The organism is Comamonas sp. 26, assembly GCF_002754475.1.
Lineage (GTDB): Bacteria > Pseudomonadota > Gammaproteobacteria > Burkholderiales > Burkholderiaceae_C > Comamonas.
Genome location: NZ_PEFL01000003.1, coordinates 676714 through 697202, shown reverse-complemented (window position 1 = coordinate 697202; position 20489 = coordinate 676714). Strand labels below are relative to the sequence as shown.

The window sequence follows — 20489 nt, the reverse complement described above, 5'->3', positions numbered from 1 at the left end:
CCGTCTACGCGCTGTCGCCCAAGCGCCAGCAGGTCGCAGGCATGACAGCGCCGCCAGCGGCCAAGGCCCAACATCCGCCCCATGGGAACCCTCTACCTTGTGCGCCACGGCCAGGCCTCGTTTGGCGCGAATGATTACGACCAGCTCAGCGAGCGAGGCCAGGCGCAAGCGCTGCGCCTTGGAGAGTACTGGCGCGAACGAGGTCTGACGTTTGACGCCGTCTATGCCGGCACGCTCAAACGCCACCAGCAGACGCTGGCCGGTATTGTGCAAGGGCTGGGCGGCGCCATCCCGGCGACTCAGAGCAGGCCCGGCCTCAATGAATACGACAGCGAAGCCCTGCTGCGCGCCATTCACCCCGCACCGCTGCCCAGGCCAGATACGCCCGAGCTGTACCGCCATCACTTTCGCCTGCTGTGCGACGCACTGGCGCAGTGGATGGGCGGCACCATCAGCCCAGAAAGCATGCCGGACTGGAACGGCTTTTCAGACGGGGTGCATCAGGTGCTGGAAGAGATACGCCACGAGCACAGCGGCCAGAACGTGCTGCTGGTCAGCAGCGGCGGCCCCATCTCTACGGCAGTGGGTCAGGTGCTGGGCACATCGCCCGAGGTGACGATTGCCCTGAATATGCGGCTGCGCAATATTGCCGTGACGGAGTTCACCATCAGCCCCAAGCGACTGATGCTGCAAACCTTCAACACGCTCAATCATCTGGACACCCCAGAGCATCGCAGCTGGATTACCAGCGCTTAACCGCTGAGCCGCTCTGCCCTCTTTTCAACCCCTCTGAGACAGCTCACATTCCATTGCGGCATAGCAGGCAGAACAGCTTGTGACTGCCTGACGGTAGGTTTCAGCGGCACACTGTGTCCATCCAGTTTCAGACAGAAGGACAAGCATGAAACGCCGCAGTTTTACCCAATCCCTGATCAACGCCGCAGCGGGGGCGGCCTTGCTGACCGGGTTTGCCGCCAGCACCCAGGCCGAAGGCCTCTCCAACCGCCCCATTCGCATCGTTGTGCCCTTTGGCGCAGGCGGTGTGGCCGATGTGACGGCCCGCGTGGTCGCGCAGCGGCTCTCTACCCAGCTGGGCCAGCCGGTGGTAATTGACAACAAGCCCAGCGCGGGCGGCATTGTGGCGGCGGATACCGTGGCCAAGTCCGCGCCAGACGGCCACACCCTGTTCCTCATGTCCAACGGCAGCGCCGTCACGGTCAATCTGTTCAACAACTTGCCGTTCGACATGGTCAAGGACTTTACGCCCGTGTCCACCCTCGGCTACTTTGACATTGGCGTGATTACCGATGCCAAGTCGCCCTTCAAAAACCTGGGCGAGCTGGTGAGCTACGCCAAGGCCAACCCCGGCAAACTGAACCTGGGCAGCATCAATGTGGGCAGCACCCAGAATCTGGCTGCCGAGCTGTTCAAAAACACTGCCGGCATTGATGCGCAGATCGTGCCCTTCAACGGCACACCAGCGGTCGTGACCGCCCTGCGCGGCAAGCAGGTGGATGCGGCGGTGGAAATCCTCACGCCCATCATGGGCCAGATCAATTCCAAGGCCGTGAATCTGCTGGCGGTGACAGGGGAGAAGCGCTCGCCCCTGTTGCCATCCGTGCCTACGGCGCAAGAATCTGGCGTCAAAGGCTTTGTGGCTTCTTCATGGAATGCGCTGGCTGCGCCTTCCAAGACTCCAGCCGCTGTGATTGCGCGCCTGAGCAAAGAAATCACAGCGGCGGTGAACAGCCCCGAAGTGAGCAAAAAGCTGCGCGAGCTGAATGTGCAGGCCCAGGCCAGCACGCCCGAGCAGACCGCCAAACTGCTGCAATCCGAAATCAAACGCTGGGGCGATGTCATCACTACCGCTCGTATCCCTAAGCAGTAACTATGCTTTCAGGAGCAGCTAGCGCCTGAATAAATGGAATTTCAATACAAAACAGCCTGCAAATGCAGGCTGTTTTTACGTAAGGCACTCATTTATTAAATGGGCTGCGGCTTGTTTTCAACCGTGCTCAAGGGCAGATCGTGAATCTCGCCCAACAACTTCACCAAGCCCTCAGCCGATGACTGCACCATGGCCGCGCCGCGCTCTACCGTTGCGGCGATAGCGTTGCCTGCGGCACCGGCGGGGTTGTAATCCTCCATCGCCCAGCCCAGCTTGGCGCTGCGGCCATTGCCGATAAAGTGATATTTTCCGGCCCGCACTTCAGAGGTGGAGGCAAAGTTCTGCGCCCTCTCCATGTGCACGGTCTCGGGCGCGAGGTGCAGCATCATCGATGTTTCCACCTCGCCGCCATGAACGCCAAAACGATGCTCATGCGCGCAGAACTGCTGGTTGGCGGCATCGTCCACCAACCCGAACCAGCTGGCGCTGTAGACCAGCAGGCCGTGCTTGATGCGCAGCTCGCGGGCCACCACATCCATCACGCTGACCTGCCCGCCATGGCCGTTAAGCAGCAAAAGCTTTCTGACCCCGGCGCGTGCCACGCAAGCGCCCAGTTCCGTCCACAGCGCGATCAGTGTGGCGGGCTGCAGCGTCAAAGTGCCGGCGTAATTGGTGTGCTCGACGGAAAAACCGATGTTCTGCGGCGGCAAAAACAGCACGGGCAAGTCTGCAGGCAACAGCGGCAGTGCATGGGCAATCACGCCATCAATCAGGCTGGCATCCACCGACAGCGGCAGGTGCGGGCCATGCTGCTCCACCGCGCCCACAGGCAGCACGGCCACGGTGTCTGCGGCCAGCCCGCTGGTCTGTGCCTGGGCAAAGTCGTAGGCAGATGCCTGCGCCCAAAAGCGTGAGGGCCAGCGTGCAGAAGAAGACGGAATATTGCTCATACCCCCATCGTAGCTGCGCCAGCCGCTTACGGCGGGGTCAGCGCTCGGGCTGCAGTCCGGCAAGCACGGCGGGGCGACCTCCTTCACAATCATCCGATGCCTGAAGCCACAACCAGCGCGCAGCGCCAGAACACATCCACAGACACATCCCGGGCAGCGGCCAGACCGCAAACCCGTGATTTGACCCAGGGTCCCATTGCCAGCACCTTGCTGGTCTTTGCCCTGCCCATACTCGCGGGCAATGTGCTGCAGTCGCTCAATGGTTCGGTCAATGCCATCTGGGTCGGCGGCCATCTGGGCGAGGCCGCCCTGACGGCCACCGCCAATGCCAACAATGTGATGTTCGCGCTGATCGGTGCGGTGTTCGGCATCAGCATGGCGACCAACATCCTGATCGCCCAGAGCATGGGAGCCCACAACATCGGCCAGGCCAAGCGCGTGCTGGGCACCAGCGCTACGTTTTTCGGGGTGGTTTCGCTGCTGATCGCCTTGCTGGGCTGGCCGCTGTCGCGCCACCTCATGCAGTGGATGAGCACGCCCGAAGCCGCCCTGCCGCTGGCCGAGGCCTATCTGCAGGTCATCTTTCTGGCAATTCCCCTGCTGTTCATGTTCAGCTTTGTGACGGCCGCTTTGCGCGGCGCGGGGGACACCAAGACGCCGTTCTGGTTTCTGCTCATCGTCGTGGTGCTGGACATGGCTCTCAACCCCCTGCTGATCTTTGGCTGGGGGCCCGTACCGCGCATGGGCATTCAGGGCTCGGCAGTGGCCACGCTGATTGCCAACGGGGTGAGCTTTTTTGCCCTGCTGGGCTGGCTGCGCTTTCGCCGTCACCCGCTGTGGATAGGCCGCAGGCAGCTGGGCCTGTTCAAGCCCGACCTGACGATCGTGCGCACTCTGGTTGTCAAGGGCCTGCCCATGGGCGTGCAAATCGTGATGATCTCGTTGGCCATGATCGCCATGATTTCCATGGTCAACGAGCATGGCGTGCAGACGGCCTCAGCCTACAGCGCCGCGCTGCAGCTGTGGACCTATGTACAAATGCCGGCCATGGCCATTGGCGCCGCCTGCTCATCCATGGCCGCGCAGAACGTGGGTGCGGGCCTGTGGAAGCGCGTGGATGCCACGGCTCGCGCAGGCATGCTGACCAACATTCTGCTGACGGGCGGGCTCATCGTCCTCATCGTGCTGCTGGATCGCTATGTGCTGGGCTGGTTTCTGCCCACCGGCAGTCCATCGCTGGAGGTGGCGCGCCACCTCAACCACATTGCGATCGGCTCTTTCCTGTTCTTTGGCGTGACCTTTGTGCTGTCTGGCGTGGTGCGTGCCACGGGTGCGGTGCTGGCCCCCATGCTCATTCTGGGCATTGCCATGTGGGGCATTCGCGTGCCAGCGGCCCGGTTTCTGCAGCCCGTGCTGGGTGTGGACGCACTGTGGTGGAGCTTCCCCATCAGCTCAGCCGCTTCGGTCATCATGATTCTGGCCTACTACCGCTGGGGCAACTGGCGCAAAGCCGAGATGCTGCCTCGTACAGCAATGGTGACCACTGCACAGCCAGCAACTCAGCCAGATGAAACCCATGCCGTGAACTGCGATGCGCTGCTAGCGCAGTCCCCCGCCAGCGACAGCGTGGCCATTCCTGCCGAGGTCGCTGGCCAGCCGCCCGGGCCGGTAGCCAATCAGGCGAAGTCTTAAAGCGGCTAACACTACCCAGCAAACCAGAGGTTTGCGTATGAGACAAGGCGAAGCAGCGACGTATCAAGGGTTGTATGAGTCGCTCTTAATCTGCTCATACAGCCTTCACCTTGGCGGCGCATACTGCCCGACTGGAACCAAATAGCGCAACCCAGCTCCAAACACAGGTCATGTCGTCTCTTCCAATCCTCCGCCGCCTCAATCTCAGCCCCAGACTCAGCCCGTTTGCACTGTGGTTTTTTGCATTGATTTTGATAGCTGCCAGCGCTTTACCCATAAGCGCCAAAGCACAAATCAACCTGGGTTTATCCAGCAGCAAAACCAGCACCTCGGCCGCCGTGGTGCAGACGCCACGCGTGCGCGCCGAAATAGTGGCGCAAGCGCCCGATGGCATTGCCGCAGGCCAGACCTTCTGGCTGGGCCTCAAGCTGGCGCATGAGCCCGACTGGCATACCTACTGGAAGAACGCTGGTGACTCCGGCTTGCCCACCGAGCTGCAGTGGCAACTGCCCGCTGGCCTGAGCGCCGGAGCCATTGACTGGCCCACGCCCCATGCCCTGCGCGTAGGCCCGCTGGTCAATTACGGCTATGAAAACACCGTGCTGCTGCCCATCCCGGTCAAGGTTGCCAGCGACTTCAAGGCCCCTGAATCCGGCATGGTGGAGGTACGCCTGTCCGCCAGCTGGCTGATCTGCCGCGTGGAATGCATTCCCGAAAGCGGCGAGTTCGCGCTGCAGATTCCCGTGGGCGGCACCACCGCCACCCATAGTGAAGACTTCTTCAAAGCGCAAGCCCAGCAACCTGTAGCGCTCAGCGATAGCGGCAAGGCCAGCATTCAAGCCGATGCCAATGCAGCCAAGAGCACGGTGCTGGACGACCGCATCAGCCTGCGCGTCACAGGCCTTCCAGCCGCCATTCAGGGCAAGGCGCTGGAGTTCTACCCCGAAAACGCCGAAACCTTCAACCACGCCGCCGAGTCCGGCAAGGACTGGCAGCAGCGCTGGGATGGCAATGTGTGGGTGGCAGAGGGTATGCCGCTGTCTGACATGCGTGGCGAAACGCCCAAGCAACTGGCCATCGTCATCGCGCTAGCCGACAAGGACCGCGCCACAGCGATGGACAAGGGCGAGCCCATTGCCTGGCGCAGCACTCTGGATGTAGCAGGGCAATGGACGCCTGCCACGCTGGCCAGCGTCTCCCCCGCGCTGGCCGCAGCGCTTGAAGCCAACAAAAATGTGGCTTCTGCACCGGCCTCTACCAGCAACACCGGTATCTGGGCCGCACTGCTGGGCGGCTTGATTGGCGGGCTGATTCTCAACCTCATGCCCTGCGTGTTTCCCGTGCTGGCCATCAAGGTGCTGGGTTTTGCGGGCCACGGCCAGAATCGCCGTGCTCAAAAAATAAGCGGCCTGGCCTATACCGCGGGTGTGGTGCTGTCATTTATGGCGCTGGGCGCGCTGCTGCTGGGTCTGCGCGCTGCGGGCCAGCAGCTGGGCTGGGGCTTTCAGCTGCAGTCGCCCATCGTCGTGTCTCTGCTGGCGACGCTGTTCACCGTGCTGGGGCTGAATCTGGCAGGGCTTTTTGAGTTCGGCAACCTGCTGCCAAGCCATATCGCCAGTGCGCAGGCACGCAACCCGGTGCTGGACTCTTTCCTCTCTGGCGTGCTGGCCGTGGCCATTGCATCGCCCTGCACAGCCCCGTTCATGGGTGCCTCTCTGGGTTTTGCGATTGATATGCCCGCCGCACAGGCGCTGACGGTATTTGCCGCCCTGGGCGTTGGCATGGCTCTGCCTTACCTGCTAGCCAGTTTTGCGCCCGCCGTCGTCAGTTGGCTGCCCCGACCCGGCGCGTGGATGGAGACTTTCCGCCGCGCCATGGCCTTCCCCATGTTTGCGACCGTGGTCTGGCTGGTATGGGTGCTGGGCCACCAGAGCGGCATGGACGCAGCAGCCGCCCTGCTGGCCCTGCTGCTGGTGCTGGCCGCGCTGATCTGGGCACTGGGCCTGAGCGGCAAAAGTCGCCTGGCACTCAGCGCCATCGCCTTGCTGCTGGTGGCTGGTGTGGGCTATTACGCAGCCCCGCTGATCACCGCGCCGCAGACCGAGCAAGCACAGGCGCAAAGCGGCGAAGGGGAGCTATGGCAGCCGTGGTCGGCTGACAAGTTTCAGTCTCTGCAAGCGGCCAGCCAGCCAGTGTTTGTGGACTTCACCGCCGCATGGTGCGTGACCTGTCAGGTCAACAAGCGCACCACGCTCAGCCATGCGGATGTACTGGCCGCGTTTGAGCAGCACAAGGTGCAGCTGCTGCGCGCCGACTGGACGCGACAGGACCCGGCCATTACCCAGGCTCTGCATGCGCTGGGCCGTAGCGGCGTACCGGTCTATGTGCTGTATGTACCGGGCAAGCCGCCCGTGGTGATGAGCGAGCTTCTGTCCAAGAGCGAGGTGCTGGACGCACTGCAGAAAATCTAGCCAGCCGGCCTTCTCAGGCCTGCACCAGTTCCTCGTGCAGGCAGAGATAATTTCCCTCCGTGTCCTTGAACCAGGCTGCCTTCTCGGACCCCAGCACACAAACATGGTTGACGGTCTTGAAATCCGGGAAGTCGTAGTCCTCAAAGACCACACCCCGGCCTTTCAGCGCCTCAATGCTCGCAGCGATATCGGGGACTTGGAAGCTGATGGCCGTGTGCTCGGCCTTGGTGCCGCCCGGCTTATGGAACAGGGCCAGGGCACTGCCGCCAACCTGATAGACAAACTTCCCATCGGGTCGCAGCGCCCCCGGTTGCAGCCCCAGACACTCTTCGTAAAAAGCGCGGGCGCGCACCATATCGATGACCGGCAGCATCGTCGTCACAGCGGAATGGCTCAGCATAAATGCTCCTTTGCCCAGCGCTGCGGGATCATGGCCCTGAGCCGAGCAAGCCAAGCTTAGCCCCGGCTTTGCGCAGGCACCAGAGCCAGCCCGGCGAATGAACTGGGTGCAATCAACTTTACGACTGCGCACATCGGCCGCACGCTGCAGGCTGCCTCAAGCGCAGCAGCCCTATGGCACAAACAGGGTAAACGCTTTAGACTGGAGTTGCCCACAAGCCAGGCTCAACCGCAGTTTCCAGCCTCTGCTAGCCCTGCATGCTTTGTCCACTGCGGCCCGCCTGAACTGCACAGGAGGTCAGCCATGCATCTCAGTCTGCTCCATTCGTCGCCCCATCAACGCCAATGCCTGCTGCGCGCTCTGGCGCTGGCGAGTCTGGCCATCGCGGGCATCGCCTTGCCGTTTGTCTGGGACTTTCTTGCCGCCATCAACAGCATGCCCAAGATGCACTGGCTGCAGCAGATGCTTGAACAAATGCCTGCAACCAGCTGGCTGATGATGTTTGTCTGGGGCGCAGCCATTCCTCTGGTCTTGCTGCACAGCCTGCAGCAGACGCCTAGCCACAAGCTGCGCACCGTGGTGCTGATGCTGGTGCTGATGTGGATTGCCATCACCTGGTACGTACACATGCCCGCCAGCAACCAGTGCACCACACTGTACGAGTCATGGGAATGGGCCTGTTCCGTTCTGCAATGGGGCTTCAGCATGAGCCTGCTGCTGGCGATTGCGGCCTATGCCTTCCTGATGCTGGGGCTGGTGATCAGCTCCCTAGGCCAGCTGTCAGAAGGCATGGAGGATGAGAAAAGCCCTGCGGCCTGAAATCAACGGCGTCTGAACCAACAAGCCTGCGGTGACTTCCGCAGGCTTGTTTTGATTCAAAACTGCTCTCAGTTCTGGTTGCGGCCAAACAGGCGGCGATAGCGCGATGGCAAATCCTGCATGCGCATCATGATGGGCAAGTCTGCCGTGTTGAAGTCGCAATCCCAGGCCGGAGCCCCCAGCACCTTGGCGCCAGTACGCAGATAGCCTTGAATCAGCGCCGGCGGCTCAACCTTCAAAGCATCGACCGACACATCACTGATGTGCGCCAGCTCTTCAGGCAGGGCCACACGCGGGCGAACCTGTAGCCCAGCCTCGGCCAGATGGGTCTGGCGCAGTTGCTGCCAGATACGTGCCGGGCCTTCACCATGGGCCAGGCCCGGGTACTGCATGGGAATGCTGGCACAGCCCACCATGGCTTCGAGCTGGTTACGCTGCATGAACTCTGCCAGAGCCCCCCACAACGCCAGAATCACGCCGCCCTGACGGTGCTCAGCATGTACGCAGCTGCGGCCCAGTTCCACCATCTGGTCACGCCAAGCGTTGATGGGGGTCAGATCGAATTCCTGATCGCTGTACAGACCACCGGCACGTCGGGCCTGAGCGGGCGTCAGCAGCCGGTAAGTGCCAATCACCTTGTTCTGCACTTCATCGCAGATCATCAGGTGCTCGCAAAAGTCGTCGTAAAAATCGACATCGTGGCCAGCCACAGGCGTCTGCAGCACAGCGCCCATTTCCTCGGCAAAGACCTGGTAGCGCAGGCGCTGGGCCTGCCTCACTTCATCCAGATGTCTAGCCCAGCGCACCTGCAAGCGCAAAGCGGGCGCTGCAGCATTCGCGGGACTGGGCAGAGAAGCAAGCGGCGATCTCGATGCCGAAGCCTGGGATGTGGTAATCGCCTCAAGTATCTCGGGATGCCTCATGCCTGCTTACCTCTCAATGTTGGACGCAGTCGGCGGCCTGCCTGTGCCACACGGTATGTCTGCGTGCCCTCATTGTGAAAAACGCAGATGAAGCCTGCATGGCAGTTGCATGACGTTTGCGTGAAAACTCCTGAGATCCGTGAAGCCGCAGACAGTACAAAAGTACGGGCAGGCGAAGCAACGACGAATCAAGGCTTGTGTTCGCGGGTCTGAAAACGCTGCATCACCCAGAGGTGAGGATTGCTGCTCGGGAATGTGGTGAATAGAAAAGCCAGAGTGGGCGACAATCGAGTCATGAGCTTCGCCCCCCTGACCAATGACACCTTCCTGCGCGCATGCCGTCGCCAGGCTACTGACTACACGCCCCTGTGGCTGATGCGCCAGGCGGGACGTTACCTGCCCGAGTACAAGGCCACCAGAGCCAAGGCAGGCAGCTTCATGGGCCTGGCCACCAATGTGGACTACGCCACTGAAGTGACGCTGCAGCCGCTGGAGCGCTTCCCGCTTGATGCCGCCATTCTGTTCAGCGACATCCTCACGGTGCCTGACGCCATGGGCCTGGGCCTGACGTTTGCCGAAGGCGAAGGCCCGCGCTTTGCCAAGGTCGTGCGCGACGAGGCCGCCGTGGCCGCACTGGCCGTGCCCGATATGGACAAGCTGCGCTATGTGTTCGATGCCGTCACCAGCATCCGCAAGGCGCTGAATGGCCGCGTTCCACTGATCGGTTTCTCGGGCAGCCCCTGGACTCTGGCCTGCTATATGACCGAAGGCAAAGGCAGCGACGACTACCGCACCGTCAAGTCCATGATGTACTCGCGCCCCGACCTGATGCACCGCATTCTGGAAGTCAACGCCGACAGCGTGGCCCAGTACCTGAATGCCCAGATCGACGCAGGCGCTCAGGCCGTGATGATTTTTGACAGCTGGGGCGGCGTGCTGGCCGACGGCGCCTTCCAGGAATTCAGCCTGACTTACACCAAGCGCGTGCTGGCCCAGCTCAAGCGCACTGGCGTTGACGGCACAGATGTGCCCCGTCTGGTCTTCACCAAGGGCGGCGGCATCTGGCTGGATGACATGAAGGATCTGGACTGCGAAGTGCTGGGTCTGGACTGGACTGCCAATCTGGGCAAGGCCCGCGCCATCGTCGGCGGCCAGGTCGGCGGCCCCGGCAAGGCACTGCAGGGCAATATCGACCCCAACGTGCTGTTTGCAGCCCCAGAGCAAGTCGCCGCGCAGGCCCGCGCCGTGCTCGATAGCTTTGGCAAGCCCCACACAGACCGCAGCACTACCGGCCCCACCCACATCTTCAATCTGGGTCATGGCATCAGCCAGTTCACCCCGCCTGAGCATGTGGCCGCACTGGTCGAGGCAGTGCATAGCCACTCGCGCCTGCTGCGCACACAGGGCTAAACCCAACCAGCAACAAGTGCCTACGTGTATCGCGAAATGACACTTGTTGCTAACTTTCTGAGCTATTGGCCCGATTTTCCCGGACTAACGACGCAGTCAGCCAAAAGGTTATTGCGCGACAATCACCTGCTCCCAACACAACAAAATCCAAGCAAGTCTTTGATTTAAAAGAATTAAATTTCAAACCCTGAAAAATGAAGCGCCAACAAGGTTTGGCGCTTTTTTATTTTTTCTTGTAGCTCTTGCTTGATAGATAAAAGTTATCCACACGCATCGCGCAAAAAGCGGTACGACCCCTTGCAAGGGCTTGGATTAGTGCTATTTATTAAGGAGTTGCAGACTTTGCGCAGGAGTTTGCACACATTTAGGTTTAGGGAGCTTCTCGGTTGACAGCAGCGCCAAGCCTGATTTATGCACAGATGTGGCAAAGCAGACTTCTTGTAAGCGCTTGGCCCACCAAAGATTTAAGCAACGCCAAAAATCAACATAAGTGTTTGTTTTATATATATTTTTAAATTCACCGGATTTGTTGCAGATTGACTAAATTCCGACTTCTAAGTTCTGAGCATCGCCTTCGGCCTATTTTTCCTCACAAAGTTATCCACAGACTGAAAAGCCTTTGCAGGCCTCAAAATCTGCTATAGCTCTGAGAACATCGGCCAGACCGGTGACCCCCAACCCTTCTTCCCGCCCATGTCCCACATCGTTCACGTCGCCGTCCAGACTCCTGCCCACAGTGCCGTTGGCGATCTGCTCAGCTACCGCAGCGATGAGGAGCTGACACCCGGCACGCTGGTGCGCGTGCCGCTGGGCAAGCGAGAGATGCTGGGCGTAGTCTGGGATCAGCCCGCTAGCGCAGAGCCCATTCCCGAAGGCATTGAGCTGCGCGGCATTGCCGGGGTGCTGGAAGGCATTGCACCGCTGAGCCAGGACTGGCGACGGCTGGTGGCCTTTGCCGCCCACTACTACCAGCGCAGCGTGGGCGAGATTGCCGTATCCGCCCTGCCGCCCCATTTGCGCGACATGACGCCCGAGCAGCTGGCGCGGCGGCTGGCTCCGCCCAAGGCCGCAAAAACCAAAGCCACAAACCCCAAAAGCCGCAACCAAAAGGCGCAGGCCGAAACCATAGAAGAAACCACCGTGGCCGTTGCCGAGGTGGTCGCCACAACAGCCACTATCTCTTTGGTAGCACTTAGCGCCGAGCAGGCCTTGGTTTTTGAGCAAATCGAGCAGCAATCTGGCCCATTTTTGCTCTACGGCAGCACCGGCAGTGGCAAGACCGAGGTCTACCTGCGCGCCGTGCAGGCCGTTCTGGATGCCAACCCCCAAGCGCAGGCGCTGGTGATGGTGCCCGAGATCAATCTCACGCCCCAGCTGGAAGAGCGCTTTGTCGCCCGCTTCACGCCGCAATATGGCAAAGATGCCGTGGTCAGCATGCACAGCGGCATGACCAACCCGCAGCGCCTGAAAAGCTGGCTGGCCGCCCACACCGGCCGCGCGCGCATTGTGCTGGGCACGCGTATGGCCATCTTTGCCAGCGTACCGCAGCTGGCATTGATCGTCGTCGATGAGGAGCATGACGCCAGCTACAAGCAACAAGAAGGCGCGCGTTACTCCGCCCGCGACTTGGCCCTGTGGCGTGGTCGCGCGGTGGGTGCCAAGGTAATTCTGGGCAGCGCCACGCCATCGCTTGAGAGCTGGCATGCCAGCACGCCCGAAGTGGGCCGCTACCTGCGTCTCAATATGCCAAGCCGCATTGGCTCGGCCAGCCTGCCCAGGGTGCGCATGGTTGACATGACCCAGCAGCCCAAGCGTGCGGTGTTCTCCCCACCGCTGCTGGACGCGATTACCGAGCGCGTGAAGCGCGGCGAACAAAGCCTGATTCTGCTCAACCGCCGTGGCTTTGCGCCCGTGCTGTTTTGCGCAGACTGCAGCTGGAAGAGCGACTGCCCGCATTGCAGCGCGCATCAGGTCTTTCACAAAGGCGACCGCACCCTGCGTTGCCACCACTGCGGCTTTACGCAGCGCGTACCCTTTGCCTGCCCCAGCTGCGGCAACCCTGACATCATGCCGCTGGGCAAAGGCACGGAGCAGCTTCAGGAAGAGCTGGAACGCCTGCTGCGCAATGTGCAGCGCCCCGATGGCAACCCTGCCCGCGTGGGCCGCATTGATGCCGACACCACCAAGGCCAAGGGCAGCCTGGAACAGCAACTGGCCCAGGTACATGCCGGCGATGTGGATGTACTGGTCGGCACGCAAATGGTGGCCAAGGGCCATGACTTCAGGCGCATCACACTGGTCGCCGCCGTGCAGCCCGACAGCGCCCTGTACTCAAGCGACTACCGCGCGCCAGAGCGGCTGTTTTGCCTGCTCATGCAAGCTGCTGGCCGCGCCGGGCGCGATGCGCAATATGTGACGGCGCAGGACAGCCACCCTGAGATGTGGATTCAAAGCCACGACGCGCAAAACGCCGTCTACGCCGCGCTGCGCAAACACGACTACCCGGCCTTTGCCAAGCAGCAGCTCCAAGAGCGGCTGGATGCCGGCATGCCGCCCTATGCCTTTCAAGCCATAGTGCGCGCCGACGCCCGCACGCAGGAAGCTGCGCAGGCCTTTCTGCTGGCCGCCACGCAGGTGGCACGCGATGCAAACCTGCCCTATCTGGACGAAGTTTTCATCTACCCCCCATCCCCATGGCCGTGCAGCGTGTGGCCAATGTGGAGCGCGCCCAGATGTTGCTGGAAGCCACCAACCGCAGCGCCCTGCTGCGCTTTCTGAACGCATGGCAGCAATATATGCACTGGCTGCGCGGACTGCCAGAGCACAGGCCGCTGGTACGCTGGCTGGTGGATGTGGATCCGCTCAGCATTTAAATGCCTCTAGAAATTTAAGGGTTTTAAGTCTTAAGCCCTTTACCTATAAGCACTTACAGCTATCAATTTATATAAATTACAGGTGCTTGGCAAATCCATCGGGATTTGCGCGAATGGGCAAGCCGGTATGGCTATTGCATGGTGTGAAGCTCGGCTCCACAAGAGGCCGTTTCATTCAATCACGGAGCACTACTTCATGCAAAAACAAGCCTTCCGCCAGACACTGCTGGCCGCCACCATTGCCGTTCTCGGCGTTCTGTCTGCACCCGGCGCAGCGCTGGCCCAGGATGCCTCTCCTGCAGCCATGCAGGCCGCCAAAGCCCAGACAGCCAAGCCCAATGTGGTAGTGCTGGCCACAGGCGGCACCATTGCAGGAGCAGGTGCTTCCACCGTCAACAGCGCCACCTATACCGCTGCCAAGGTACCTGTGGACAAGTTGCTGGCCGGCCTGCCAGAGCTGGCGCAAGTCGCCAATGTGCGCGGCGAGCAGGTCTTCCAGATCGCCTCTGAAAGCTTTACCAACGACAACCTGCTGACCCTGGCCAAGCGCGTCTCGCAGCTTTCCAAGCAGGCCGATGTAGACGGCATCGTCATCACCCACGGCACGGACACGCTGGCCGAGACCGCCTACTTCCTGAGCCTGACCGTGCACACCGACAAACCCATCGCCGTAGTCGGCAGCATGCGCCCGGGCACGGCCCTGTCTGCAGACGGTGCGCTGAATCTGCTCAACGCCGTCAGCATAGCGGGCTCCAAAGATGCCAAGGGAAAGGGCGTCTTTGTCACCATGAATGACGAGATCAACACCGCCCGCGATGTGAACAAGGACATCAATATCCAGACCGGTGCCTTCAAGAGCCAGTGGGGCCCGCTGGGCATGGTAGTCGAGGGCAAGAACTACTGGTTCCGCGCGCCCGTCAAGCGCCACACCAATAACTCCGAGTTCAACATCGACAACATCGACAAACTGCCTCAGGTCGACATCGTCTACGCCTACGGCAGCGTGCAGCCCACGGCGGTGAATGCGCTGGTGGCCGCAGGCTCCAAGGCCATTGTTCACGCAGGTACCGGCAATGGCTCGGTGGCTGACCGCATGGTCAAGCCCCTGCAGGATGCGCGCGCCAAGGGCACGCTCATCGTTCGCTCATCGCGCGTGCCTTATGGCTTTGTACTGCGCAACGCCGAGCAGCCTGATGACAAGTACGACTGGGTCGTCGCCCACGATATGCGCCCCGAAAAGGCCCGCCTGCTGACCATGCTGGCGCTGACCAAGGGCGCGAGCACCCAGGAACTGCAGCGGATGTTCTGGGAGTATTGAGCCCACCCCTGAGGCGCTAGCGCGCCTCCCCCTCAAGGGGACGGCAGCCTTTGCCGCGAGGCGGCTCTTGCTGGCTGCCTCTTTGCTGGGCCATGCGTTATTTCAGGTTAAAGGTCAAAACAGCGGCTTGCGCAGGTGTTACTTGCGCAAGCCGCTATTGTTTTTGCTAGATCATCAAGGCCACAGCGGCAGAAAAGGTCAGAAAAGCCAAGCTGGTCGAGACCAAGATGATTCTGGCGATGCGGCCGCTGTGAGCGCCGTAGCGCTCGGTCAGCAAGGAGACATTGCTGGCGGATGGCAGTGCAGCCAGCAGCACAAGCACAACCAGTTTTTCATGGCTCAGCGACAGGCCCATGGCCATGGCGCTCATGCCCACAGCACAGACCAGCAGGGGGTGGATGATGAGTTTGGCCAGTGCAATCGGCACATAGTCACGTGCGGCCACGTTTTCGTGGCTATTCATTTGAGAGCGAGCCAGCACCGCGCCGATGGTGAACAGGGCGACGGGAGAGGCAGCCCCCGCCAGCATGGCCACGGTTTTATCCACAGGGCCGGGCAGCACCCAGCCCATGACCGATGCCAGACCGCCCAGCAATATGGACCAGGGCATGGGGTTGGCAGCCATGCCCCTGAGCGAGTTGCGCACTGCAGTCCAGACACCTTGGCCACCCGCCAGATCCAGCCGCGACAGCGCGATGCAGACGGAGGTGGTGATGATCATGTCTATGGCCATAGTGACAATGATCGGCCCCGCACTTTGCGCGCCCAACAGGGCTGCCAGCATGGGCACACCCATGAAGCCGGTGTTGGGAAAGGCGGCAACCAGCGCGCCAAAGGCCGCATCGTTCCAGCCCATGCGCCTGCGGGTCAGCAAGACCGTGGCACCCACCATCACAGCGGCGCACAGCAGATAGACCAGGGTGACGTTGATATCCAGCAGTTGATGAATGGGCGTCTGCGCGCCAAAGCGATACAGCATGCAGGGCAGCGCAAAGAACAGCACAAAGGCGTTCAGGCCGGGAATCGCTGCCTGAGGCAGTACGCCGCGCCAGGTGGCAATGAAGCCGCAGGCCACCAGCGCAAAGAAGGGGAAGGTAATGAGTAGTACGGACAGCACGCACAAATTGTGACAGCGCTCAGGTTTCGCTCCTGCACCTGCGCCATGAAAAAAATTCAGCCAAAGCCATACCCAAAAACAAAGCCTGCACAAGGCAGGCTTTTGTAAACGGCGCAGCTGAACGCCTCAGATCTTGAGCTCTTTTTCCACTTCGGCCACCTTGCGGCGAGCCAGAGCCAGGTTGGCACGAGACTTGTCCAGCACCAGGTAAAAGAACACGCCGTCATTGGCAGACACCGGACGGATGATGTGATATTGCTTTCCCAGCGTAATCAGGATGTCATCGATCTGATCGTTCAGGTTCAGCATGCGCATGGTCTTGAGCTTGGCGCGCACCACTTCGGTGTTGCCAGCAGCGGCCAGTTCCATGTCCACCCCACCGCCCACGCTCCCCATCAGCATGCCACTGGTACTGTCGACCAGTGCACCACAAATGGAGCCGTCAGAAGTCATCAGAGCGTTCAGAGAATCTTGAATAGAGGGCATAAATCCACCTTATAAAAAGCAAGACAAGGAACCTACGCAACCACTGCGCATACTTTCAAACACAGAACCCCGGTGCGCCTGTTTTCAGGGCAGGAACCCGGTTGAAACCTCACCAGCCGCCCAGAGTGCGCGACCCAGCAAGGCGTTCTGATCGACAACCAGACAGAGAACCGCCGGAAATGACCCGTTTACCGCCTGGAAAACCACCGTGCCCGACTCCGTCTCAAACGTCAGGCGCCTGCAATCCTTGTGACTTATTTCATTGGCCACGGCCTTGGCCATGGCCATGAGCGATCCCGCCATGGCGGACAGTCGCTCAGTAGGCAACTCACTGCGAATGCGCAGCGCCGTAATTTCGAACCCATCGGGGGTGCAAAGCAACGCAATATGCACGCCAGGCACCGGGGCCACCACACGCGTCAGAATTTCTTGGCCGGCCTCAATGACATGAGCCGGGATCACAAAAGGAGTATGGTTCTTCATAGGGTCTGACTTTGCAGGGACAGCAGAGATGCCAGCACACCGAGGGCGTCCAGCATCTGCTGGCGATCACGGGGATCAGCCTCGACAACGGGCACAACGTCATGGCCCTTGGCCATCAAGGCCGCACTGAAAGCTTCCAGCTGCGCACCATTGGCTGTGCGGCAGCTGAGGAGAATCATCAAAGGCGCAGAGTCCAGCTCCGCCGCACCGGTCAACATCTCGGAGGCGTATTCCACAGCATCCGCATCATTGACATCAACCATCAGCAGTGCACCCACCGATGCAGAAAGCACCCAGCGTCGCACAAAGTCAAAACGGTCTTGGCCAGGGCTGCCTACAAGCTGCAGACGTTCGCCAGAGCCAAGGTCAATTTCGCCAAACTCGGCACCAACTGTGGTGAACTCTTTGGCGTGCGCCCCTTTGTCCAGATTACGAACATCGCTGCCCGCCATGAGCTGTCCGCAAAGACTGCGCAAAGCCGTGGTCTTGCCTATGCCCATCGGGCCTAAAAGGCTTACCCGCATCAAGCCTTGACCAGGCTGGGGCATAAAAGGTGTCATGAACGTCCTCCGCGCGCAATCCAGCCCGTCAACTTGCTCACCCATTGGCGCGTAACCGACGTAGCTGGCTGCGTTTTTGTTGATATGGGCGCTGCAGAGGGCTCCTGAGAGCTACGCAAGCTGCAACGCAATACTGCCTGAACCTGAGGTAGGGACATCAGGGTAAACAATTGAGGCATCTCAATGCCCGAATGATCGCTGATGGACTTGGCATCAATCGGTCCGCGCGACAACAGTGCCAGCACCCGCATGTTCTGCGCCGTGTTCGCACTGCCGGGCAACGCGACCCACGAGCGCAGCTGAAAGCGGTGCATGCAGTCAAGGCCTTGCTGCTGAAGCTCTTCCAGAGCCCGCTGCAAAGTCAGCGTGACGCTGGCTTTCTGGCGTGCTCTCCAGTCCATGAGAAAGACCGCCGCACGATCGAGCATGTCAATCAGATCGGATAGCGTGAAGTCCACATCCAGATGCGCGGCCCAGCCCTGCGAAGAGCGCCCCAGCGGCTGCGTAGAGGCTTCGCCGCCCACGTAAACCACACAGGGAGCCTTTGTCTCGTCCTTCGAAATCAGAGGCGCAAAGCCTTCAAGTACCAGCACTTCAGCCGAATGCCTGGGCACCTGACGCCAACCAGACAGTGACTTGCGTGCAGCCACAGCAAACAGAGACTCAAAGCGCTGCTGTACAGCTGGCGTCCAGAGCTCTGCAGCCAAGCTCACTTCACCAATGGTTCTCGCCATGCAAAGTACCCTAACTGTTATAGAAAAAATAAATAGCCCATATCAAACCATAGCAAATTCACTTGATACTCGGCATATTCAGGCAGGCATTACACAATCTTTCACACTACAAAAATAACACCTTCTTACAACTAATTATTGAAGCTTTGCGTAACCGCCAATGTAGGCAAAACGCTTACTGTGTCCCTCCTTTTTGTCAGTTGTGAGAAGCGCGATCAGAGCTGTTCGCAGTGAGGCGGTATGCTGCCAGTCCTTGTTTTTGATGATGGGTCACTCTGCGTCATGTCCGTTGGTCTCAATCTCGCTCAGCTTCAGGCCGTGCATTACACCGAAGGCCCCTGCCTTGTTCTGGCCGGAGCCGGCTCGGGCAAGACCCGTGTGATTACGCACAAGATTGGTCGCCTGATCGAGACGGGTCTAGCACCCCGCCGCATTGCGGCCATTACCTTTACCAACAAGGCTGCTGCTGAAATGCGCGAACGCGCTGCCGGGCTCATTGGCCGTCAGGCCAAGGAAGTGCTGATCTGCACCTTCCACTCACTTGGCGTGCGCATGGTGCGCGAGGATGGTCACATCCTCGGCCTCAAGCCCAAGTTCAGCATTCTGGATACTGATGATGTGACCGGCATTTTGAAAGACTGCGCCGGGGGCACCACCGATGTGGCCACCGCGCGCCAGTGGCAGTGGACTATCAGCGGCTGGAAAAACAACGGCTGGGATAGCCGCAAGGCGCTGGCAATGGCCCAGGACGACAACGAGCGCAGCACGGCCCTCATAATGCAGCGCTATGAAGAACGCCTGACCGCCTACCAGAGCGTGGACTTTGACGACCTGATCGGCATGCCCATGCGACTGCTCAAAGGCCACCCGGAAGTACGCGAGAAATGGCAACGACTGCTGGGCCATGTGCTGGTCGATGAATACCAAGACACCAACGCCACGCAATACGATTTGCTGAAGATGCTGGTGGGCGAGCGCGGCCACTTTACCGCTGTGGGTGACGATGACCAGAGCATCTACGGCTGGCGCGGTGCCACGCTGGACAATCTGAAGAAACTGCCGGTCGATTTTCCGCAGCTCAAGATCATCAAGCTGGAGCAGAACTATCGCTCCACCAGCGCCATTTTGCGGGCAGCCAACAATGTAATCGGCCCCAACCCCAAGCTGTTTCCCAAGACCCTGTTCTCGGAACTGGGTGAAGGCGAGCCCGTACGCATCGTCGACTGCGACACCGAAGAGCATGAAGCCGAGCGTGCCGTGGCCCGCATTCAGAGCCTGCGCGCCAGCATGAACCCACAGCCTGCATGGAAGGATTTCGCCATCCTCTACCGCGCCAATCACCAGGCCAAACCGTTTGAAAAGGCGCTGCGCAAGGCCAGCATTCCGTACAAGGTCTCAGGCGGCACCAGCTTCTTTGACCGGGCTGAAATCAAGGACCTGTGCGCCTGGTTCCGCCTCTGGATCAACAACGATGATGACCCCGCATTTCTGCGCTCCATCGGCACACCCAAGCGCGGCATTGGCCACACCACCTTAGGCAAGCTGGGCGAATTCTCAGGCGCACACAAACTGAGCATGTTTGGCGCGCTTTTCAACGCCATGCTGGAGGACGCACTGCCCAAGAAGGCCTTCGAGAGCCTGCTGGAGTTTGGACGCTATATCAACGACCTGGAGTATCGCGCTCGCAATACTTTGGGAGTTGATGCTTCTCGTGCCTTTTTGATGGACTGGCTCAAGGAAATTGGCTACGAACAGTATCTGTACGACAGCGAAGACAGTGAATCCGTAGCCGCTGCACGCTGGAGCAATGTGCTGGAGTTCTGCGACTGGATGGCACAGCGCGCAGGCGGCAAGATTGAAGATGCCGCAGGCACGACCACAGAGACCGAGGTCAAAAGCCTGCTGGAGGTCTCGCAGAATATCGCCCTGCTTTCGACCATCAGTGAACGGGAGAAAGAGCAGGACATGGTCGTGCTCTCCACCCTGCACGCGTCCAAAGGTCTGGAGTGGCCGCATGTCATGCAGGTCGGCGTGACCGAGGGCATGCTGCCCTTCAAGCTCGACGATGACAATGGCAAGCAGCTAAAGGTCAGTGATGAAACAGCGGCCCGCCTACAGGAAGAGCGCCGCCTGATGTACGTGGGCATCACCCGCGCCCAGCGCACGCTGGCCGTAAGCTGGACCAAACGCCGCAAAAAAGGTCGTGAAATGGTGGCCTGCATGCCCAGCCGCTTCATCAAAGAGATGGGGCTGGATGCAGCCACCGCCAAGGAAGACCCGCGCGAAAAGCTGCGCAAACTGCGCGAAGAATTTGCCGCACGCAAAAACCCGGCCGCACCGGGTGCCGCCAACTGATACCCAACAT

The 20489-nt window shown here is 60.4% G+C and carries 18 protein-coding genes; 10 read left to right on the top strand and 8 right to left on the bottom strand.

The window, feature by feature from the left end:
* The first annotated feature begins 81 nt into the window (after window positions 1-81).
* Together CLU84_RS21380 and CLU84_RS21375 are read left to right on the top strand one after the other, a co-directional pair.
* Window positions 82-756: a histidine phosphatase family protein gene (locus CLU84_RS21380; protein ID WP_099739974.1), complete on the top strand. Its 675-nt coding sequence runs from the start codon at window positions 82-84 to the stop codon at window positions 754-756.
* A gap of 145 nt (window positions 757-901) precedes the next feature.
* The gene (locus CLU84_RS21375) at window positions 902-1888 is read left to right on the top strand and encodes a tripartite tricarboxylate transporter substrate binding protein (protein ID WP_099739973.1); all 987 of its coding nucleotides are present in this window, start codon (window positions 902-904) and stop codon (window positions 1886-1888) included.
* Window positions 1889-1983: 95 nt separating this feature from the next.
* On the opposite strand, the gene CLU84_RS21370 is transcribed toward CLU84_RS21375, so the two are convergent.
* A complete protein-coding gene (locus CLU84_RS21370; RefSeq protein WP_099740107.1) occupies window positions 1984-2838 on the bottom strand; it encodes a creatininase family protein in 855 nt (284 codons plus the stop codon).
* Between the two features lie 96 nt (window positions 2839-2934).
* Here CLU84_RS21370 and CLU84_RS21365 point away from each other — a divergent pair, with 96 nt between their 5' ends.
* Together CLU84_RS21365 and CLU84_RS21360 are read left to right on the top strand one after the other, a co-directional pair.
* Window positions 2935-4530, top strand: a complete 1596-nt coding sequence (locus CLU84_RS21365; RefSeq protein ID WP_099739972.1) for an MATE family efflux transporter — start codon at window positions 2935-2937, stop codon at window positions 4528-4530.
* A gap of 170 nt (window positions 4531-4700) precedes the next feature.
* A complete protein-coding gene (locus CLU84_RS21360; RefSeq protein ID WP_099739971.1) occupies window positions 4701-7001 on the top strand; it encodes a protein-disulfide reductase DsbD in 2301 nt (766 codons plus the stop codon).
* Between the two features lie 13 nt (window positions 7002-7014).
* Here the strand turns inward: CLU84_RS21360 and CLU84_RS21355 are convergent, their stop codons facing one another.
* Window positions 7015-7401 carry a VOC family protein gene (locus CLU84_RS21355; RefSeq protein ID WP_099740106.1) on the bottom strand — a complete coding sequence of 129 codons (387 nt, stop codon included), beginning with the start codon at window positions 7399-7401 and terminating at the stop codon, window positions 7015-7017.
* Between the two features lie 303 nt (window positions 7402-7704).
* Here CLU84_RS21355 and CLU84_RS21350 point away from each other — a divergent pair, with 303 nt between their 5' ends.
* Window positions 7705-8220 carry a hypothetical protein gene (locus tag CLU84_RS21350; protein ID WP_099739970.1) on the top strand — a complete coding sequence of 172 codons (516 nt, stop codon included), beginning with the start codon at window positions 7705-7707 and terminating at the stop codon, window positions 8218-8220.
* Between the two features lie 68 nt (window positions 8221-8288).
* On the opposite strand, the gene CLU84_RS21345 is transcribed toward CLU84_RS21350, so the two are convergent.
* Window positions 8289-9143, bottom strand: coding sequence for a GNAT family N-acetyltransferase (locus CLU84_RS21345; RefSeq protein ID WP_099739969.1), 855 nt, complete (start codon window positions 9141-9143; stop codon window positions 8289-8291).
* Window positions 9144-9437: 294 nt separating this feature from the next.
* Between CLU84_RS21345 and hemE the strand changes: the two genes are divergently transcribed.
* From hemE to CLU84_RS21330, 4 genes are all read left to right on the top strand, one after another.
* The gene (gene hemE / locus CLU84_RS21340; RefSeq protein ID WP_099739968.1) at window positions 9438-10553 is read left to right on the top strand and encodes a uroporphyrinogen decarboxylase; all 1116 of its coding nucleotides are present in this window, start codon (window positions 9438-9440) and stop codon (window positions 10551-10553) included.
* Between the two features lie 693 nt (window positions 10554-11246).
* The gene (priA, locus tag CLU84_RS21335) at window positions 11247-13331 is read left to right on the top strand and encodes a primosomal protein N' (RefSeq protein WP_369826896.1); all 2085 of its coding nucleotides are present in this window, start codon (window positions 11247-11249) and stop codon (window positions 13329-13331) included.
* The gene (locus CLU84_RS22720) at window positions 13286-13426 is read left to right on the top strand and encodes a hypothetical protein (RefSeq protein ID WP_369826895.1); all 141 of its coding nucleotides are present in this window, start codon (window positions 13286-13288) and stop codon (window positions 13424-13426) included. Before priA ends, CLU84_RS22720 begins: the two co-directional genes overlap by 46 nt.
* Window positions 13427-13622: 196 nt before the next feature.
* Window positions 13623-14744, top strand: coding sequence for a type II asparaginase (locus CLU84_RS21330; protein ID WP_099739967.1), 1122 nt, complete (start codon window positions 13623-13625; stop codon window positions 14742-14744).
* Between the two features lie 166 nt (window positions 14745-14910).
* Here the strand turns inward: CLU84_RS21330 and CLU84_RS21325 are convergent, their stop codons facing one another.
* The 5 genes from CLU84_RS21325 to CLU84_RS21305 all read right to left on the bottom strand — a co-directional run bounded on the left by CLU84_RS21325 (window position 14911) and on the right by CLU84_RS21305 (window position 18124).
* The gene (locus tag CLU84_RS21325) at window positions 14911-15861 is read right to left on the bottom strand and encodes an AEC family transporter (protein WP_099740105.1); all 951 of its coding nucleotides are present in this window, start codon (window positions 15859-15861) and stop codon (window positions 14911-14913) included.
* 126 nt (window positions 15862-15987) lie between these two features.
* On the bottom strand, window positions 15988-16347 hold the full coding sequence (locus CLU84_RS21320) for a hypothetical protein (protein ID WP_099739966.1): 360 nt from the start codon (window positions 16345-16347) through the stop codon (window positions 15988-15990).
* Between the two features lie 84 nt (window positions 16348-16431).
* Window positions 16432-16830, bottom strand: a complete 399-nt coding sequence (locus tag CLU84_RS21315) for a roadblock/LC7 domain-containing protein (protein WP_099739965.1) — start codon at window positions 16828-16830, stop codon at window positions 16432-16434.
* Window positions 16827-17390: an ATP/GTP-binding protein gene (locus CLU84_RS21310; RefSeq protein ID WP_099739964.1), complete on the bottom strand. Its 564-nt coding sequence runs from the start codon at window positions 17388-17390 to the stop codon at window positions 16827-16829. Before CLU84_RS21310 ends, CLU84_RS21315 begins: the two co-directional genes overlap by 4 nt.
* Window positions 17387-18124 carry a hypothetical protein gene (locus CLU84_RS21305; protein WP_099739963.1) on the bottom strand — a complete coding sequence of 246 codons (738 nt, stop codon included), beginning with the start codon at window positions 18122-18124 and terminating at the stop codon, window positions 17387-17389. Before CLU84_RS21305 ends, CLU84_RS21310 begins: the two co-directional genes overlap by 4 nt.
* A gap of 282 nt (window positions 18125-18406) precedes the next feature.
* Here CLU84_RS21305 and CLU84_RS21300 point away from each other — a divergent pair, with 282 nt between their 5' ends.
* Entirely contained in the window at window positions 18407-20479 is a 2073-nt protein-coding gene (locus tag CLU84_RS21300) for an ATP-dependent helicase (protein ID WP_099740104.1), read from the top strand.
* The last annotated feature ends 10 nt before the right edge of the window (window positions 20480-20489 follow it).

What these genes read in the sequence shown, in the direction of transcription:
- CLU84_RS21380 (WP_099739974.1), top strand. Translation starts at nt 82, where the DNA reads ATGGGAACCCTCTACCTTGTGCGCCACGGCCAGGCCTCGTTTGGCGCG.
- CLU84_RS21375 (WP_099739973.1), top strand. Translation starts at nt 902, where the DNA reads ATGAAACGCCGCAGTTTTACCCAATCCCTGATCAACGCCGCAGCGGGG.
- CLU84_RS21370 (WP_099740107.1), bottom strand. Translation starts at nt 2,838, where the DNA reads ATGAGCAATATTCCGTCTTCTTCTGCACGCTGGCCCTCACGCTTTTGG.
- CLU84_RS21365 (WP_099739972.1), top strand. Translation starts at nt 2,935, where the DNA reads ATGCCTGAAGCCACAACCAGCGCGCAGCGCCAGAACACATCCACAGAC.
- CLU84_RS21360 (WP_099739971.1), top strand. Translation starts at nt 4,701, where the DNA reads ATGTCGTCTCTTCCAATCCTCCGCCGCCTCAATCTCAGCCCCAGACTC.
- CLU84_RS21355 (WP_099740106.1), bottom strand. Translation starts at nt 7,401, where the DNA reads ATGCTGAGCCATTCCGCTGTGACGACGATGCTGCCGGTCATCGATATG.
- CLU84_RS21350 (WP_099739970.1), top strand. Translation starts at nt 7,705, where the DNA reads ATGCATCTCAGTCTGCTCCATTCGTCGCCCCATCAACGCCAATGCCTG.
- CLU84_RS21345 (WP_099739969.1), bottom strand. Translation starts at nt 9,143, where the DNA reads ATGAGGCATCCCGAGATACTTGAGGCGATTACCACATCCCAGGCTTCG.
- hemE (WP_099739968.1), top strand. Translation starts at nt 9,438, where the DNA reads ATGAGCTTCGCCCCCCTGACCAATGACACCTTCCTGCGCGCATGCCGT.
- priA (WP_369826896.1), top strand. Translation starts at nt 11,247, where the DNA reads ATGTCCCACATCGTTCACGTCGCCGTCCAGACTCCTGCCCACAGTGCC.
- CLU84_RS22720 (WP_369826895.1), top strand. Translation starts at nt 13,286, where the DNA reads ATGTTGCTGGAAGCCACCAACCGCAGCGCCCTGCTGCGCTTTCTGAAC.
- CLU84_RS21330 (WP_099739967.1), top strand. Translation starts at nt 13,623, where the DNA reads ATGCAAAAACAAGCCTTCCGCCAGACACTGCTGGCCGCCACCATTGCC.
- CLU84_RS21320 (WP_099739966.1), bottom strand. Translation starts at nt 16,347, where the DNA reads ATGCCCTCTATTCAAGATTCTCTGAACGCTCTGATGACTTCTGACGGC.
- CLU84_RS21315 (WP_099739965.1), bottom strand. Translation starts at nt 16,830, where the DNA reads ATGAAGAACCATACTCCTTTTGTGATCCCGGCTCATGTCATTGAGGCC.
- CLU84_RS21310 (WP_099739964.1), bottom strand. Translation starts at nt 17,390, where the DNA reads ATGACACCTTTTATGCCCCAGCCTGGTCAAGGCTTGATGCGGGTAAGC.
- CLU84_RS21305 (WP_099739963.1), bottom strand. Translation starts at nt 18,124, where the DNA reads ATGGCGAGAACCATTGGTGAAGTGAGCTTGGCTGCAGAGCTCTGGACG.
- CLU84_RS21300 (WP_099740104.1), top strand. Translation starts at nt 18,407, where the DNA reads ATGTCCGTTGGTCTCAATCTCGCTCAGCTTCAGGCCGTGCATTACACC.